A 15,897-nucleotide genomic window follows, 5' to 3' on the forward strand; every position below is an offset into this window, starting at 1 on the left:
TTCGGCACGGATGCGGGAGGTGTGAGACATGCGTACTCATCGAAGCACCGGCGCCCGTCGCCGGTGGCGGGTGTGCGGCTCGTCCGCGGTGGCGCTGATCGTCCTGGCGGCCTGCGGCGGCTCGGGCGACGACGACGGCTCCGGAGAGGGCTCCGGTGGCGGCGCGGACGGCTCGGCCGAGATCACGATCTCCATGGTGGAGGACGCGGACACGCTCGACCCCACGTTCGGCCAGACCTTCGGCGGCCGCTACGTGTTCATGCACATGTGCGAGAAGCTTTACGACCTCAGCCCCGAGCTGGAGATCGTGCCCCAGCTGGCGGCCGAGCTGCCCACGGTGTCGGCCGACGGGCTGACGGTGACGATCCCACTGCGCGAGGGCGTGCAGTTCAACGACGGCGAGCCGTTCGACGCCGAGGCCGTGAAGACCTCGCTCGACCGGCACCGCGAGACCGAGGGCTCGGCCCGCGCGGGTGAGCTGGCCCCGGTGAGCGAGGTCCGCGTCGCCGACCCGATGACGGTCGAGATCGCGCTCGCGCAGCCCTATGCGCCGCTGACGGCGATCCTGGCCGACCGCTCCGGCATGATCATGTCGCCGGCCAAGCTCGAGGACCTGGGCGAGGACTTCACCCAGGACCCGTCCTGCGTCGGTCCGTTCACGCTGACCGAGCGCGTGGTCGGCGACCGCATCGTCCTGGAGAAGTCCGACCTGTACTACGACGCGGACCAGATCCACATCGACCGGGTGATCATGCGCCCGATCCTCGACGACACCGTCCGCGTGGCGAACCTGCGCTCCGGTGAGATCGACGTCATCGACCGCATCCCGACCACGGAGTACGCCCAGCTCGAGAGCGCTGACGGCATCACCGTCGACACCCTGCCGTCGCTGGGCTTCGACACTCTCATGCTCAACACCGTCGACGGGCCGTTCGCCGACGTGCGGGTGCGCGAGGCGTTCGAGCTGGCGCTGGATCGCCAGGAGATCAACGACACCGTCTACGGCGGCCTGCACTCCACCAGCTGCCAGCCGTTCCCGGGCGCGAGCCCGTACCACCTCGACGACCTCGAGTGCACCGAGCGCGACCCGCAGGCGGCCCAGGACCTGCTGGCCGAGGCGGGCGCGGCGACACCGGTCGCGATCGACCTGGTGCTGCTCAACAACACCCTCAGCACCCGGCGCGGCGAGCTGATCCAGGCGCAGGCCGCCGAGGCCGGCTTCGAGGTGAACGTCCGGCCCACGGAGGTCGGCACCCTCATCGACGACGCCGCCGCGGGCGCGTTCGACGCCGTCGTGCTGACGTGGTCCGGCCGGGCCGACCCGGACGGCAACTTCGCCACCTTCGAGCACACCGACGGCGGGCAGAACTTCGGCGGGGCGTCCGACCCTGAGATCGACGCCGCCATCGAGGCCGCGCGCAGCGTCAACGACCCGGCCGAGCGCGCCTCTGCCTACGCGGCGGCGTGGGACCTGGCCCGGGCGCGACACAGCGAGATCGTCCTGATGAACCCGAACCTCCTGACCGGCTGGCGCGACACCGTCCAGGGCCTGCAGCTGGTCCCGGACGGGCTGATCCGGCTCAAGGGAGTGTCGGTCTCGGAGTGACCGGAAGGACGGGTCGATGACCGCGTACGTGATGAGGAGAGCGGGCTGGGCCATCGTCACCCTCCTGCTGGCCTCGGTGGTGGTGTTCATCGGCGCGCACGCCCTGCCCGGCGATCCGGCCCTGGCGCTGGCCGGGCAGGAGGGTGCGCGCGACCCGGAGCTGCTGGCGGCCATCCGCGAGCGCTACGGGCTGGACCAGCCGCTCCCCGCACAGTACGTCGCCTGGCTCGGCCAGGTGCTGCAAGGCGACTTCGGGCAGTCGATCCGCACGTCGTTGCCGGTGGCTGACATGGTGGCCGACCGGGTCCCGGTGACCCTCCAGCTGGCGGCCTGCAGCCTGCTGATCGCCATGCTGGTGGGCATCCCGATCGGCGTGCTGGCGGCCGTGTACCGGGGCCGCTGGCCCGACCACCTCGGCAACGCCCTCACGCTGACCGGGATGTCGGTGCCGAACTTCTGGGTCGGCCTGATCCTCATCGCGGTCTTCGCGGTGCAGTTCGGGATCTTCCCGGCGTCGGGGTTCGTGGCGTTCGCCGACGACCCGGTGGCGAACCTGCAGCACCTGGTGCTGCCGTCGGTGGTCCTCGGGATGGGGCTCTCGGCGGTGATCATGCGGCAGACGAGGTCGTCGATGGTGCAGACCCTGAGCGCGGACTTCATCCGCACGGCACGCGCCAAAGGGCTGTCCGAGTGGTCGGTGGTGGTGCGGCACGCGCTGCGCAACAGCCTGCTGACGGTCACGACGATCCTGGGCCTGCAGCTGGGCCTGCTGATCGCCGGCTCGGTGGTGACGGAGCAGATCTTCCTCATCCCGGGCTTCGGCAAGCTGATCATCGACGCCGTCGCCACTCGCGACTACCCGGTGATCCAGGCCGTCACCCTGCTCGCCGCCGTCGCTTACATCGTCGTCAACCTGCTGGTCGACGTGCTCTACACCGTCCTGAACCCCCGAGTCCGGCTGGAGGCGAGGGCAGCGTGACCGCCGTGACCGCCGTCGACACCACCACCGAGCGGGTCGTCCGGCGCCGCGGCGTCCTGCGCCGCATCGCCGGGCACCGCACCGGCCGCATCGGGCTCGTCCTCGTGGGCGGGGTGGTGCTGGTCGCCCTGCTGGCGCCGGTGCTGGCGCCGTTCGGGCCCGAGGAGATCACCGGCACGCCGGCGCTCACGGGGCCATCCGGTGCGCACTGGCTCGGCACCGACGAGCTCGGCCGCGACGTCGCCTCGCGCATCATCTGGGGCAGCCGGACGTCGTTGCAGGTGAGCGTGCTGGCGACGCTGCTCGCGCTGCTGGTGGCGCTGCCGCTGGGGTTGATGGCCGGGTACTTCCGCGGCCGGCTGGACACCGTCGTCATGCGGCTGACCGACACCGGGCTGGCGTTCCCGTTCATCGTCCTGGCCGTCGGGCTGACCGCGATCTTCGGGCCGTCGATGGTCAACGCGGCGATCGCCATCGGCATCTCGCAGGTGCCCATGCTCATCCGGGTGGTCCGCGGCGAGGCGCTCGCGGTGCGCGAGGAGGACTACATCGCCGCATCGGTGGCCGACGGTGCCGGCAGCGCCCGCATCCTCGGACGGCACGTCCTGCCGAACATCGTCAACACCTTGATCGTGCAGGTCACTGTGCTGATGCCGTTCGCGATCATCACCGAGTCGATGCTGTCGTTCCTCGGCCTCGGGGTGCAGCCGCCGACACCGTCGTGGGGGGTCATGCTCACGGCCGCCCAGGCGTACACCGCGCAGGCACCGTGGCTGGCGGTGTTCCCGGGCCTGGCGATCTTCGTGGCGGCGCTCGGCTTCAACCTGCTCGGCGACGGCGCTCGCGACGCCCTGGACCCACGGAGGGCACGATGACCCCGGTACTCGAGGTGGACGGCCTCTCCGTCGGGTTCCGCTCCGACGACGGCGAGGTGCTCGCGCTCGACGACGTGTCGCTGCGGGTCGAGCCGGGCGAGATCGTCGGCGTCGTCGGCGAGTCCGGCTGCGGCAAGAGCACGCTCGGGCTCTCGATCATGGGCCTGCTGCCGGGCAGCGCGTCGGTGCGCGGCGGCGGGGTGCGGCTCGGCGGGCGCGACCTGCTCACCCTGCCGCCGGGCGAGCTGCGCCGGCTGCGCGGGAGCGAGGTCGGCATGATCTTCCAGGAGCCGATGAGCTCGCTCAACCCCGTCATGCCGGTGGGCCGCCAGATCGGCGAGGTGCTGCGCCGGCACCGCGACCTGGGCCGGACGGCGGCCGCCGCCCGCGCCGTCGAGCTGCTCGACCTCGTCGGCATTCCCGACGCCGGGCGGCGCAGCCGGGCCTACCCGCACCAGCTCTCCGGCGGCATGCGCCAGCGCGTCATGATCGCCATCGCGATCGCCTGCGAGCCCAAGCTGCTCATCGCCGACGAGCCGACGACGGCGCTCGACGTCACCGTCCAGGCGCAGATCCTCGACCTGCTGCGCAGCCTGCGCGACCGTGTCGACCTCGCGATCATGCTGATCACGCACAACCTCGGCGTCATCGCGACGATGGCCGACCGGGTGTCGATCATGTACGCCGGGCGCAAGGTCGAGGAGGGCCCGACCCGCGACATCCTCGACACCCCGCGACATCCGTATACCGCGCGGCTGCTCGCCTCGACCCCGCAGGCGGCCCGGTCTGCGGCGGTGTCGGCCGCGGCCGGCGGCCCGGGCGGGTCCGTCGAGGCGGGCGGGCGGCGGCTGGCCGAGATCCCCGGCCGGGTGCCCACCATGACCGCGCCGGCGACGGCGTGCACGTTCCAGGCCCGCTGCCACCGCGACGTCGACCTCTGCACCCGGGTCCGGCCCGAGCTGGAGCCGGCCGGCGGCGGCCTGGTGGCCTGCTTCCACCCGGAGGAGTCGTGGTGAGCCAGCAGAGCCCCGGGAGTCCCGTGCTGCGGGCCGGCGGCCTGGTCAAGGATTTCCAGGTCGGCTCCGTCGGCCGCCGGTCGGTGCTGCGCGCCGTCGACGGCGTCGACCTCGAGCTGGCCGCGGGCGAGACGTTCGGCCTGGTGGGGGAGTCGGGCAGCGGCAAGTCGACGCTGGGCAAGGTGCTGCTGCGGCTGCAGACGCCGACGGCCGGGACGGTGGAGTTCGAGGGCCGCGACATCTCCCGCGCCGGCGGGCGCGAGCTGCGCGCCGTCCACCGCCGGCTGCGGATGGTGTTCCAGGACCCGTACTCGTCGCTGGATCCGCGGATGTCCATCGGCGACATCGTCGCCGAGCCGCTGCGGCTGCACCGGGTGGCCCGTGGCCGCGACCTGGAGGCGCGGGTCACCGGGCTGTTCGACCAGTGCGGGCTCGCGGCGGCCTGGCGGCACCGGTACCCGCACGAGCTCTCCGGCGGGCAGCGCCAGCGGGTCGGCATCGCGCGCGCGCTCAGCCTGCGCCCGTCGGTCCTCATCGCCGACGAGCCGGTGTCGGCGCTGGACGTGTCGGTGCAGGCCGGGATCCTCAACCTGCTCAAGGACCTGCAGGCCGACCTGGGGTTCACCTGCCTGTTCATCTCCCACGACCTCAGCGTCGTGGAGTTCATGTGCGACCGCATCGCCGTCATGTACCTGGGGCGCATCGTCGAGGTGGCGAAGGCGAGCGAGCTGTTCGCCCTCCCGCGGCATCCGTACACGCAGGCGCTGCTGTCGGCCGACCCCCCGCTGCACGCCGACGCCGCGGCCACGCCCCGGGTGGTGCTCAGCGGCGACATGCCCAGCGCGCTCGACCCGCCGCCGGGCTGCCGGTTCCACACCCGCTGCCCGGTCGCCGAGGCGGTCTGCCGGACGGAGGACCCCGCTCTGGTCCCGCGCGCCGCCGACGGCCACCCGGTGGCCTGCCACCTGGTGCTGGCCGACGGATCGGGTCCCCGCCTGTGACCGCGGCGACGGTCATCGCGCTCGATGTGGGCGGCACCGTCATGAAGGGCGCCGTCCTCGACGAGGCCATGAACGTGCTGGCCGAGACGTCACGGCCGACCGCCCGCCACCTGGGCCCGGACGCCGTCGTCAAGTCCGTGCTGACCGCGCTCGAGGAGCTGGCGGCACATCCGCGGGCGCGGACCGCGACGGCCGCCGGGCTGGTGGTGCCGGGCATGGTCGACGCGCAGACCGGGACGGCGGTGTTCTCGGAGAACCTGGGCTGGGCCGACGTGCCGTTCACCGAGCTGGCCGTCGCCCGCACCGGGCTGCCGGTCGCGTTCGGGCACGACGTCCGGGTCGCCGCGCTGGCCGAGTCGCGGCTGGGCGCGGCCCGCGACCGCCACGACGTGGTCTTCCTCGCCATCGGGACGGGGATCGGCGCGGCACTGATCGTGGACGGGAACCTGCTGGAGGCGGGCGGGTACGCGGGCGAGATCGGGCACGTTCGCGTCGCCGGTAGTGAGCCGTGCGCATGCGGTGGCCAGGGGTGTCTCGAGACCGTGGCGTCGGCCGCGGCCATCGCCCGGCGCTACGGCGAGCGCAGCGGCCGGGCCACCGACGGCGCCGCCGAGGTGCTCGCGCGGGCCCGCAGCGGTGACGCCGTCGCCCGCCAGGTCTGGCACGAGGCGGTCGAGTACCTGGCGACGGCGCTGGCCATCGGCTCGTCGCTGGTCGGCCCGGAGCTGGTGGTCGTCGGCGGCGGGCTGTCGCTGGCCGGCGACGACCTGCTGGTGCCGCTGGCCCGGCGGCTGGACGAGCTGCTCACCCTGCAGCGGCTGCCGTCGCTCGCGGCGGCCGCGCTGGGCGACCGGGCCGCCTGCCTGGGCGCCGGCCTGCTCGCCTGGGAGCTCGCGTAGTGCGTGGCCTGGCCGGCAAGGGCGTGCTGGTGACCGGCGGGACCAGCGGCATCGGGCTGGCGACCGCCCGGCGGTTCCTGGCCGAGGGGGCGCGGGTGTTCGTGTGCGCGGACGACGCCGCTGCAGTCGACGCGACGGTGGCCTCGCTCGGGGTGGGCGGCGGGTACTGCGACGTGAGCCGCTCGGAGGAGGTCGGCTCGATGGTGGCGGCCGCCGACGCCTGGCTGGGCGGCATCGACGTCCTGGTCAACAACGCCGGCGTCGCGCAGCGCTCCCCGTTCCTCGACATCACGGCCGCGTCGTTCGACCGCGTGGTCGCCGTCAACCTGCGCGGCGCCTTCCTCGTCGCCCAGGCCGTCGCGCGGGGCATGGTGGAACGCGGGCGCGGCGGCGTCATCCTCAACATGTCCTCGACCAACGGCCTCGGCGGCGAGGAGGACTACGCGCACTACAACGCCACCAAGGCCGGCGTCCTGCTGCTCACCCGCACCATGGCCGTCGAACTGGGGACGCACCGCATCCGGGTGAACGCGCTGTGCCCCGGCTACATCCGCACCCCGCTCAACGCCGCGATCGCCGCCGGATCGGGCGACGACTTCGTCGGTGCGTACATACGCGACCGGATCCCGCTGGCCCGGGCCGGCTCGGCCGAGGACGTCGCGGGGGCCTACGCCTTCCTCGCCTCCGACGACGCCGCCTTCGTCACCGGCACGGAGCTCGTGATCGACGGCGGCCAGCTGGCGGTGATGTGACGTGGGGAGACAACCCGGCGCCCGGCTCGGCCGTCCATGGCCGAGCCGGGCCAGTCGTGGTTCAGCGGTGTGACGGCCGGCGGGTCAGTCCACCTCGTTCCGCCAGGTCCTGCGTGGCGCGTCTCGATCCGTGATGACGCGCGCGACATCGCCGACCGGGCCGGCCGTCACCGTCTCGTCGATGATCGGACTCATCACCTCCCTCTCGTCCTGGCGCACCGACCGGCTGCGTTCCGGAGGTGCTCTGGACCGGCACCGTTCCCTGTGCGCGCGACCCAGTACCCCGCGCGGGCGCCGCGGCGCAACCTCCGGCCGGGGTCGGGGACGCCCCGGTTCGAGCAGCCTGCAACCGGTCGGAGCGACGACGTCCGGATCCGCGGGCCAGGCGGCCGCGACCAGTGCGGCGAACTCCGCGTCGATGACCGCCTGGTCGGTGAACCGCTCGCCGGCCCGCGCCGGCTCGAGACCGGTGTAGGTGGCAGGCATCGCCGTCACCTCGGTCAGGCGGGAACGGGGTCCCTGTCGGCGGCGGACCCGGCCGACGAAGCCTCGACGGTGCCGCTCAGGACCGGGCCGGCGCCGCTGTCGATGGCCTGCGGGCCGTGGTCGCCGGACGACGTCACGTTGATCTTGCGCGGCTTCGCCTGCTCGGCGACCGGGATGAGCAGCGTCAGGACACCGGAGTCGTAGTTCGCGGTGATGTGCTCGAGATCGAGGTTGTCGCCGAGCACCAGCTGGCGGCTGAAGACGCCGCGTGGTCGTTCGGCGGCGATCAGTTCCATGTCGTTCTCGGGTGCGGGACGCTCGGCCTTGACGGTCACGACGTTGCGCTCGACGTCGAGGTCGATCGAGTCGACGGCCACGCCCGGCAGATCGAACTCGACGACGAACCGGTCGCCCTCGCGCCAGGCGTCCATCGGCATGACGGCCGGACGGGCGAGGGTGCCCCTGGTGCCCAACATCTGCTGGGTCAGACGGTCCAGCTCACGGAACGGATCGGTGCGCATAAGCATCGGTTCCACCTCCCATGCACAGACACAGAGATGCTCCTCGTGGACCATGAGACCGCTCGTGCGATCTATGGCATGCGCTACACTTTTTCTATAACACAGCGGCCAGAAGGCCGCAAGAGCCGGATCGCGAGAGATCGTGGACGCGGAGTGCGCACACGCGAGCGGTATTAGTATTGGGGCATGGTGCGAGTCCCGCTGACCCTCGACGAGCGCGAACGCGGCGAGCGGCTGGGCCGGGCGCTGCGTGCGGCCCGGGCCCGGCGCAGCATCGTCGACGTCGCCACGCAGGCGGGCATCTCGCCCGAGACGCTGCGCAAGATCGAGCGGGGCCGCATTCCCACGCCGGCCTTCTTCACCGTCGTCGCCGTGGCCGACGTGCTCGGGCTGTCGCTGGACGAGCTGCTGGCCGGCCTCGCCACTGATACCGAGAGGATCCCGGCCGGCGATTTGGCTACGCTTGCTCGGTGACCCCCGAACAGCTCTCCAGCGCGGTACGCGACGTCCTCACCGCCGCCGTCGACGCAGGTGACCTCGCCCTGCCCGACGGCGTGCCCACCCAGGTGACCGTCGAGCGACCGCGCAACCGCGACCACGGCGACTACGCCACCAACGTCGCGCTCCAGCTGGCGAAGAAGGCGGGCACCAACCCGCGGGCGCTGGCCGAGCTGCTCGCCGCGCGCCTGCGCCAGGTCGGCGGCATCGAGGCGGTCGACATCGCCGGGCCGGGCTTCCTCAACATCACCGTGTCGGCGGCCGCCCAGGGTGAGCTGGCCCGCACCGTCGTCGAGGCGGGCGCGACCTACGGCCGGGGCGACGCACTGGCCGGCACCGCCATCGACGTCGAGTTCATCTCGGCCAACCCCACCGGTCCGCTGCACCTCGGCCACGTGCGCTGGGCCGCCGTCGGCGACGCCCTGGCCCGGGTGCTCGAGGCCGCGGGCGCCGCCGTCACCCGCGAGTTCTACATCAACGACCGCGGTGGCCAGATGGACAAGTTCGGCGCCTCCATCATGGCCCGCGCGCTCGGCGAGGCGGTGCCCGAGGACGGCTACCACGGCGAGTACGTCAACGAGCTCGCCACGGCCATCGTCAATGCCGACCCCGGCATCCTCGAGCTGCCCCGCGACGAGCAGCTGGCCCGGTTCCGCGAGGACGGCTACCGGCTGCAGCTGGCCGAGCAGCAGGCCCAGCTCGAGCAGTTCCGCACCCGTTTCGACGTCTGGTACTCCGAGCGCAGCCTGCACGACGGCGGCCGGGTCGAGCACGCCCTCGACGTGCTGCGGCAGCAGGGCCACCTGTTCGAGGCCGACGGCGCGCTCTGGATGCGCACCACCGACTTCGGCGACGACAAGGACCGCGTGCTGCGGCGCAGCAACGGCGAGTACACCTACTTCGCCGCCGACGCCGCCTACTACATCGACAAGCGCGAGCGCGGCTTCGACATCTGCGTCTACCTGCTGGGCGCCGACCACCACGGCTACATCGGCCGGCTCAAGGCGCTGGCGGCGTGCGCGGGCGACGACCCCGAGAAGAACATCGAGATCCCCATCGGCCAGCTCGTGAAGATCGTGCAGGACGGCCAGGAGCTGCGGCTGTCGAAGCGGGCCGGCACCATGCTCACGCTCGGCCAGGTCGTCGAGGCGGCCGGCGTCGACGCCCTGCGCTACTCGCTGTGCCGGTACCCCGCCGAGTCGCCGCTGACCCTCGACGTCGCCCAGATCACCAAGCACGCGCCGGACAACCCGGTCTACTACGTGCAGTACGCCCACGCCCGGCTCGCGTCCATCCTGCGCAACGCCGCCGAGCTGGGTGTCGACAAGGGCGAGCTGCGGCCCGAGCTGCTCGACCACGAGCGCGAGTCGCTCCTGCTGGGCGCGCTGGCCGAGTTCCCGCGCGTCATCGCCACGGCGGCCGAGTTGCGCGAGCCGCACCGCGTCGCCCGCTACCTCGAGGACACCGCCTCGACCTTCCACAAGTTCTACGACGTCTGCCGAGTGCTGCCCATGGGCGACGAAACGGCCACCGACGTGCACCGTGCACGGCTCTGGCTGGTCGAGGCCACCCAGGTGGTCCTGGCCAACGGCCTCGGACTGCTCGGCGTCGACGCACCGGATCGGATGTAACCATGCGCGCACACGAAGCCGGCGCCCTGCACGCGGAGGCCGGCCACCGCGGACCGTCCTGGCTGCGCGAGCCCGAGGACGTCAACGCCCTCTTCCCCGGCCTCTGGGCCCACGGGGTCGAGCGCGACGACGACGGCGTCCTGCGGGTCGGCGGCCTGTCGGTGAAAGAGCTGGCCACCGAGTTCGGCACGCCGCTCTACGTCGTCGACGAGTCTGACTTCCGCTCGCGGGCACGGGCGTTCCGCGAGGCCTTCGGCGCCGTCCTGGGCGGGGCCGACGTCTTCTACGCCGGCAAGGCGTTCCTGTCCGTCGCGACGGCGCGCTGGATCGCCGACGAGGGCCTCAACCTCGACGTCTGCTCCGGCGGCGAGCTGGCCGTGGCGCTGCGGGCCGGGTTCCCGGCAGCGCGTATCGGCCTGCACGGCAACAACAAGACCGTCTCCGAGCTGGTGCGGGCGCTCGACGCCGGCGTCGGGCGCGTCGTGCTCGACTCCTTCGAAGAGATCGACCGGCTGGCCACGCTTGCGGCGGCCCGCGACGTCCGCGCCGACGTGCTCGTGCGCACGAAGGTCGGCGTCGAGGCACACACGCACGAGTACATCGCCACCGCGCACGAGGACCAGAAGTTCGGCTTCTCCATCGCCTCGGGCGAGGCCGCCGAGGCGGTCCGGGCCGTGCTGAAGTCGCCGTCGCTGCGACTGCTCGGCCTGCACTCGCACATCGGCTCGCAGATCTACGACACCGCCGGCTTCGAGGTCGCGGCCCGCCGGGTGCTGCGGCTGCAGGCCGACATCCGCGACGAGCACCGGCTCGAGCTGGCCGAGCTCGACCTCGGTGGCGGCTTCGGCATCGCCTACACCAGCCAGGACGACCCGCAGCCACCCGCCGTCCTGGCCGCGGGCATGGCCGAGATCATCGAGCACGAGTGCGCCGGCTACGGTCTCGCGGTGCCGCGGCTCAGCGTGGAGCCCGGTCGCTCCATCGCCGGCCCGTCGACGTTCACGCTCTACGAGGTCGGCACGGTCAAGTCCGTCCCGCTCGACGGCGGCGCCTCGCGCCGGTACGTGGCCGTCGACGGCGGCATGAGCGACAACATCCGCACCGCTCTCTACGACGCCGACTACTCCTGCACGCTGGCGTCGCGCGCGTCGTCGGCCCCGCCGGTGTTGTCGCGGGTGGTCGGGAAGCACTGCGAGAGCGGCGACATCGTCGTCAAGGACGAGTTCCTGCCCGGCGACATCGCCCCCGGTGACCTCGTGGCGGTCCCGGGCACAGGCGCCTACTGCCGCAGCATGGCCAGCAACTACAACCACCAGCCGCGCCCCGCCGTCCTCGCCGTCCGCGACGGCCAGGCCCGGCTGATCATGCGCCGCGAGACCGAGGACGACCTCCTCGCCCTCGACGTCGGCTGAGGGTCAACGATTGGAACCACCCCTCCGGATCGAGCGGCACCCGGTGGAAGTCGACCACGTCGAAGTGCTCGCCGGCAGCGGCGAGCAGCTGTGCGTCGGTGCGCCACGAGAAGAACCGGGGCGGGTCGTGCCGGTCCCACTCGACCACGCCCTCGGAGCCGTCGCCGCCGTAGAGGCCGAGGAAGAACAGCCCGTCCGGGCGCAGCAGCGAGCGCACCGACGCCAGCGCCGCGGGCAGGTCGGCGTCCGGCACGTGCAGCAGGCAGTTCAGCGCGTACGCCGCGTCGAAGGACTCCGCCGGCAGGTCCGGCGCGAGCACGCTCATGACCCGCGCGTCGAGGCCTTTCGCCGCGCAGGCGGCGACCATCTCGGCCGTGAGGTCGGTCGCGATCACGTCGAGGCCGCTCTGCTGGAAGAACAGCGCGTCCTGGCCGGTGCCGGCGCCGATCTCGACCAGCGTCCGGGCGCCGGCCGACCGCAGCCGGTCGAGGAACGCGGCCCGTTCGGCCAGCTTCCACGGCGTCTTGGCGATGGCGTCGCGATGCTCCGCCCCGCCGGCGTAGGCGGTGCGCAGGTCGTCGGCGACGTCGTCGAAGCGGGTGTTCATGACCCCCATCCTCGCGGGCGTCGATGCGCTGACCGGCGGCGTGTCCGCCCACGGCGGACACGGGAGTAGCGTGCGCGGTACCCGGCGTTGACCCCTGCATCTCGAACGTGGGAGGTGCGCCATGGCCGACGAGCTGGACGCGTATTCGCAAGTGGTGACCGGCGTCGCGCGCACGCTGCTGCCGTCCGTCGCGAGCCTGGCGGTCACGGGGGAGCGGCGCGGCCGCACGGGCATCGTCGGCACGGGCTCGGCGGTGGTGTTCACCGGCGACGGGTTCCTGCTGACCAACGCACATGTCGTCGGCTCGTCGTCGCGCGGGACGGCCGCGTTCGCCGACGGCACCGAGGTCGGCTACACCGTCATCGGCCGCGACCGGCTGTCCGATCTCGCCGTCGTGCGCGCCGACGGCGACACCCCGCCGCCGGCCACGCTCGGCGACGCCGACGAGCTCATCGTCGGGCAGCTGGTGGTCGCCGTCGGGAGCCCGCTGGGGCTGTCGGGGTCGGTGACGGCGGGCGTGGTCAGCGCGCTCGGGCGGTCGATGCCGGCGCAGAGCGGGCGCACCGTGCGCATCATCGAGGACGTCATCCAGACCGACGCCGCGCTGAACCCGGGCAACTCCGGCGGGGCGCTGGCCGACTCGCACGCGAAGGTCGTGGGCATCAACACCGCCGTCGCCGGGGTCGGACTGGGCCTGGCGGTGCCGATCAACGCGACCACGACCCGCATCGTCACGACGCTGCTGCGCGAGGGCCGGGTGCGCCGCGCGTTCCTGGGAGTCGCCACGTCGCCCGCGCCGGTGCCGCCGTCGCTGGCCGAGCGCATCGGGCGCACCAAGGGCGTGCGCATCGTCCACGTCGAGCCGAACAGCCCGGCGGAGGTGGCCGGGCTGCGGCCGGGCGACCTGGTCATCACCGTCGGTGGCGAGCCGGTCGACGACGCGCAGGCACTGCAGCGGCGCATGTTCGCCGACGCCATCGACGTGCCGCTGCCCATCACCACGTTCCGCAACGGCGCCATGGTCGACGTCATCGCCCGGCCGGTGGAGCTCGCGGACCAGGCGTGACAACTGTCATGGTCAGGACCGGACGGCCGTGACCTCTGCGTTCGCCCCCGCGGGCGGACGCTGGAGGCATGACCGAACGCCCCACTGCTCCGTACGCGGTCCGGCTGGCCGCGCTGCACCCGCACCCGCTGCCGGTCGCCGACGTGCTCGATCGGGCGGGTCTCGCCGGCCTGGCCTCGACGGTGTCCGCCGGCGGCCGGGTCTCGCAGGAGCGGCACGCCGGCTGGACCCGCGAGCTGCGGCTGCCGCCGTTGCGCCCGCTGTCCTACGCGCCGACCAAGAGCGTCGTCGCGCTGGTGCTCGGCATGCTGGCCGCGACCCTGGTGTTCGCCGTCGTGCTGCGCGGCGTGCTGACGCCGGTGGCGTGGACCGTGGTGCTCGCCGCGCTGGTCCGCCGGCACTACGGCCGGGCGGAGCGGTGACGATGAGCGCTACCGTGACGACGATGCCTTCCGCCCCGGCCGAAAAGCCCTCGGCCCCGACGGCCTCGCCGTTCGCCCGCGACGGCGAGCGGCGGCTGCCGCTGGTCGCCGCGCTGGTGTGGGCCGTCGTCCTGGCCCCCACCGCGGCCGGCATCTACCAGCACCACTACCCGCCGGGCTGGGCGATCGCGGGCTACGTGTCGCTGGCGGGGTTCGTCGCCGCGTTCTACTACGTGTTCACCCGCGCGGCCGTGGCCCGGCGGAGCGGCGACCCGGTGCCGTGCTCGATCCGCCGATTCGGCTTCATCGGGCTGAGCGTCCTGGGTGCGCTGGTGGTCGGCTTCGCCGGCGAGAACGGCGTGGTCGTGTGGTTCGTGCTGAGCCAGGCCGCGCTCGTCCTCATGGGCCGTCGCGAGGCGTGGGCCACCATAGGCAGCATCTGCGTCGCCGTCGTGGCCGTGCCGTGGTCACTGGGCCTGGAATGGGAGGTCAACGCCTGGTTCCTCGTGGCGATCCTCGGATCGTCGTGGGCCACCGACGCGATCTTCCGGCTGCGCGACACCAACCAGCGCCTGACCCGGGCACAGGAGCAGATCGCGTCCATGGCGGTCGAGCAGGAGCGGCTGCGCTTCGCCCGCGACCTGCACGACGTCGTCGGCCACAGCCTCACCGCCGCGACGGTGAAGGCGCAGCTGGCCCGGCGCCTCGTCGACAGCGACGACGACCGCGCCAAGGCCGAGCTGCGCGAGGTCGAGGGGCTGCTGCGCGAGGCGCTCAGGGACGTGCGCGGCACTGTCGCCGGCTACCGCGAGGTCACGCTGACGTCCGAGCTGGTCCGTGCCGCGACCGTGCTCGAAGCGGCGGGCGTGACGGCGGACCTGCCGCGCGCCGTCGACCACGTCCCGGCGCAGTGGAGCGAGCTGTTCGGCTGGGTGCTGCGCGAGGCCGTCACCAACGTCGTCCGGCACAGCCACGCGCACTACTGCCGGGTCACCGTCGCCGTCGACACCATCGAGATCTGGAACGACGGCGCCGTCGGCGCGGCTCCGGGGGAGTCGGCGTCGTCCGGGCTGGTGGGACTGCGGGAGCGGGTCGAGGGCGCGGGCGGCACGCTGGTCGCGGGGCCCGGCGGCGACGGCGGCTGGCGCGTCGTGGCGCGAGTGGGTGGTCCGGGGCCGCGATGATGGCCACGTGATCCGCTTGCTGCTCGCCGACGACCAGGCGCTGGTCCGTGGCGCGATGGCGGCGCTGCTGTCGCTGGAGCCCGACCTCGAGGTCGTCGCCGAGGTCGCCCGCGGCGACGAGGTCGTGTCCGCCGCGCTGGTCGCCCGGCCGGACGTCGCCCTCGTGGACGTCGAGATGCCCGGCCTCGACGGCATCGCGGCGACGGCGGTACTGCGGGAGCAGCTACCGTCGTGCCGGGTGCTGGTGGTGACGACCTTCGGCCGGCCCGGCTACCTGCGGCGGGCCATCGAGGCCGGCGCCTGCGGGTTCGTCGTCAAGGACAGCCCCGCCGAACAGCTCGCCGACGCCATCCGCCGGGTCCACTCCGGCCTGCGCGTGGTCGACCCCGCACTCGCGGTCGAGTCCCTCGCCGCCGGCCCGTCGCCGCTCACCCCGCGCGAGGCCGACGTCCTGCGCGCGACGCGTGACGGCTCGTCGGTGGCCGACGTGGCCGCCCGGCTCTACCTGTCCGAGGGCACGGTGCGGAACTACCTGTCCAGCGCCATCGGCAAGACCGGCACCCGCAACCGGGTCGAGGCGGTCCGGGTGGCCGAGCAGAACGGCTGGCTGTGAGCGGTCCGGACAGAACGGAGGCTCCGACCCGCATCGCCGGCCCGCCGCCCCGGTGGCGAGACCCTCGATGCGGGGCGGAGCCCCGCCCCCCTATCCGCCAAGACGAGGTCCTTGTCCGGGTATGACGAGTACCTCGATGTGACCTGTGTCACATTGAGGTTCGTGGGGTCGGGTGGGGTTTCCCCCGTCCCCCTGCTGCCCATTCTCTTAGCCGCGAATCCGCGCCTCAAGCGGACCGGTGGGCGCTGCGCGCCTTGGGGGTCCGCTTGACCCGCGGCTTCGCGGTCTAAGAACGGGCAGCTATCAGGGGGACGGGGGGAGTCTGGCTA

Annotated in this window: 15 protein-coding genes and 1 pseudogene; 14 read left to right on the plus strand and 2 right to left on the minus strand. The window is 73.1% G+C overall.

Annotated elements, in window-relative coordinates; translation table 11 throughout:
* The first annotated feature begins 28 nt into the window (after positions 1–28).
* The 7 genes and pseudogenes from E1212_RS22975 to E1212_RS23005 all read left to right on the plus strand — a co-directional run bounded on the left by E1212_RS22975 (position 29) and on the right by E1212_RS23005 (position 7,128).
* A complete protein-coding gene (locus E1212_RS22975) occupies positions 29–1,606 on the plus strand; it encodes an ABC transporter substrate-binding protein (protein ID WP_131986794.1) in 1,578 nt (525 codons plus the stop codon).
* Between the two features lie 16 nt (positions 1,607–1,622).
* Positions 1,623–2,567, plus strand: a pseudogene (locus E1212_RS22980) (ABC transporter permease); the annotation flags it as partial.
* Between the two features lie 74 nt (positions 2,568–2,641).
* Positions 2,642–3,460, plus strand: coding sequence for an ABC transporter permease (locus tag E1212_RS22985; protein ID WP_420814416.1), 819 nt, complete (start codon positions 2,642–2,644; stop codon positions 3,458–3,460).
* Positions 3,457–4,476 carry an ABC transporter ATP-binding protein gene (locus tag E1212_RS22990; RefSeq protein ID WP_131986800.1) on the plus strand — a complete coding sequence of 340 codons (1,020 nt, stop codon included), beginning with the start codon at positions 3,457–3,459 and terminating at the stop codon, positions 4,474–4,476. The genes E1212_RS22985 and E1212_RS22990 overlap by 4 nt, the downstream gene beginning before the upstream one ends.
* The gene (locus tag E1212_RS22995; RefSeq protein ID WP_203417120.1) at positions 4,473–5,477 is read left to right on the plus strand and encodes an ABC transporter ATP-binding protein; all 1,005 of its coding nucleotides are present in this window, start codon (positions 4,473–4,475) and stop codon (positions 5,475–5,477) included. Before E1212_RS22990 ends, E1212_RS22995 begins: the two co-directional genes overlap by 4 nt.
* Positions 5,474–6,376, plus strand: coding sequence for an ROK family protein (locus tag E1212_RS23000; protein ID WP_203417121.1), 903 nt, complete (start codon positions 5,474–5,476; stop codon positions 6,374–6,376). Before E1212_RS22995 ends, E1212_RS23000 begins: the two co-directional genes overlap by 4 nt.
* Positions 6,376–7,128 carry an SDR family NAD(P)-dependent oxidoreductase gene (locus E1212_RS23005; RefSeq protein ID WP_203417122.1) on the plus strand — a complete coding sequence of 251 codons (753 nt, stop codon included), beginning with the start codon at positions 6,376–6,378 and terminating at the stop codon, positions 7,126–7,128. Before E1212_RS23000 ends, E1212_RS23005 begins: the two co-directional genes overlap by 1 nt.
* 500 nt (positions 7,129–7,628) lie before the next feature.
* Here E1212_RS23005 and E1212_RS23010 read toward each other — a convergent pair whose 3' ends face one another.
* A complete protein-coding gene (locus tag E1212_RS23010; protein ID WP_131986802.1) occupies positions 7,629–8,141 on the minus strand; it encodes an Hsp20/alpha crystallin family protein in 513 nt (170 codons plus the stop codon).
* A gap of 180 nt (positions 8,142–8,321) precedes the next feature.
* Here E1212_RS23010 and E1212_RS23015 point away from each other — a divergent pair, with 180 nt between their 5' ends.
* From E1212_RS23015 to lysA, 3 genes are read left to right on the plus strand one after another with little or no spacing between them, the layout of a single operon-like run.
* Positions 8,322–8,609: a helix-turn-helix domain-containing protein gene (locus E1212_RS23015; RefSeq protein ID WP_131986804.1), complete on the plus strand. Its 288-nt coding sequence runs from the start codon at positions 8,322–8,324 to the stop codon at positions 8,607–8,609.
* Positions 8,606–10,264, plus strand: a complete 1,659-nt coding sequence (gene argS / locus E1212_RS23020; RefSeq protein ID WP_131986806.1) for an arginine--tRNA ligase — start codon at positions 8,606–8,608, stop codon at positions 10,262–10,264. The genes E1212_RS23015 and argS overlap by 4 nt, the downstream gene beginning before the upstream one ends.
* Before the next feature lie 2 nt (positions 10,265–10,266).
* A complete protein-coding gene (gene lysA, locus E1212_RS23025; RefSeq protein ID WP_131986808.1) occupies positions 10,267–11,676 on the plus strand; it encodes a diaminopimelate decarboxylase in 1,410 nt (469 codons plus the stop codon).
* Here lysA and E1212_RS23030 read toward each other — a convergent pair.
* Positions 11,627–12,283, minus strand: coding sequence for a class I SAM-dependent methyltransferase (locus E1212_RS23030; RefSeq protein ID WP_203417123.1), 657 nt, complete (start codon positions 12,281–12,283; stop codon positions 11,627–11,629). The two genes, lysA and E1212_RS23030, sit on opposite strands and share 50 nt — an antisense overlap.
* 121 nt (positions 12,284–12,404) lie before the next feature.
* On the opposite strand from E1212_RS23030, the gene E1212_RS23035 reads away from it, so the two are divergent.
* The 4 genes from E1212_RS23035 to E1212_RS23050 all read left to right on the plus strand — a co-directional run bounded on the left by E1212_RS23035 (position 12,405) and on the right by E1212_RS23050 (position 15,568).
* Positions 12,405–13,349: a S1C family serine protease gene (locus E1212_RS23035; protein WP_131986812.1), complete on the plus strand. Its 945-nt coding sequence runs from the start codon at positions 12,405–12,407 to the stop codon at positions 13,347–13,349.
* A gap of 68 nt (positions 13,350–13,417) precedes the next feature.
* Complete coding sequence (locus E1212_RS23040; RefSeq protein ID WP_131986814.1) at positions 13,418–13,771, plus strand: hypothetical protein; 354 nt, start codon at positions 13,418–13,420, stop codon at positions 13,769–13,771.
* A 23-nt stretch (positions 13,772–13,794) separates the two neighbouring features.
* Entirely contained in the window at positions 13,795–14,955 is a 1,161-nt protein-coding gene (locus E1212_RS23045) for a sensor histidine kinase (RefSeq protein ID WP_162605597.1), read from the plus strand.
* Positions 14,956–14,962: 7 nt separating this feature from the next.
* Entirely contained in the window at positions 14,963–15,568 is a 606-nt protein-coding gene (locus E1212_RS23050; RefSeq protein WP_131986818.1) for a response regulator transcription factor, read from the plus strand.
* The last annotated feature ends 329 nt before the right edge of the window (positions 15,569–15,897 follow it).

This window comes from Jiangella ureilytica (genome assembly GCF_004348545.1).
Taxonomy (GTDB): Bacteria; Actinomycetota; Actinomycetes; order Jiangellales; family Jiangellaceae; genus Jiangella; species Jiangella ureilytica.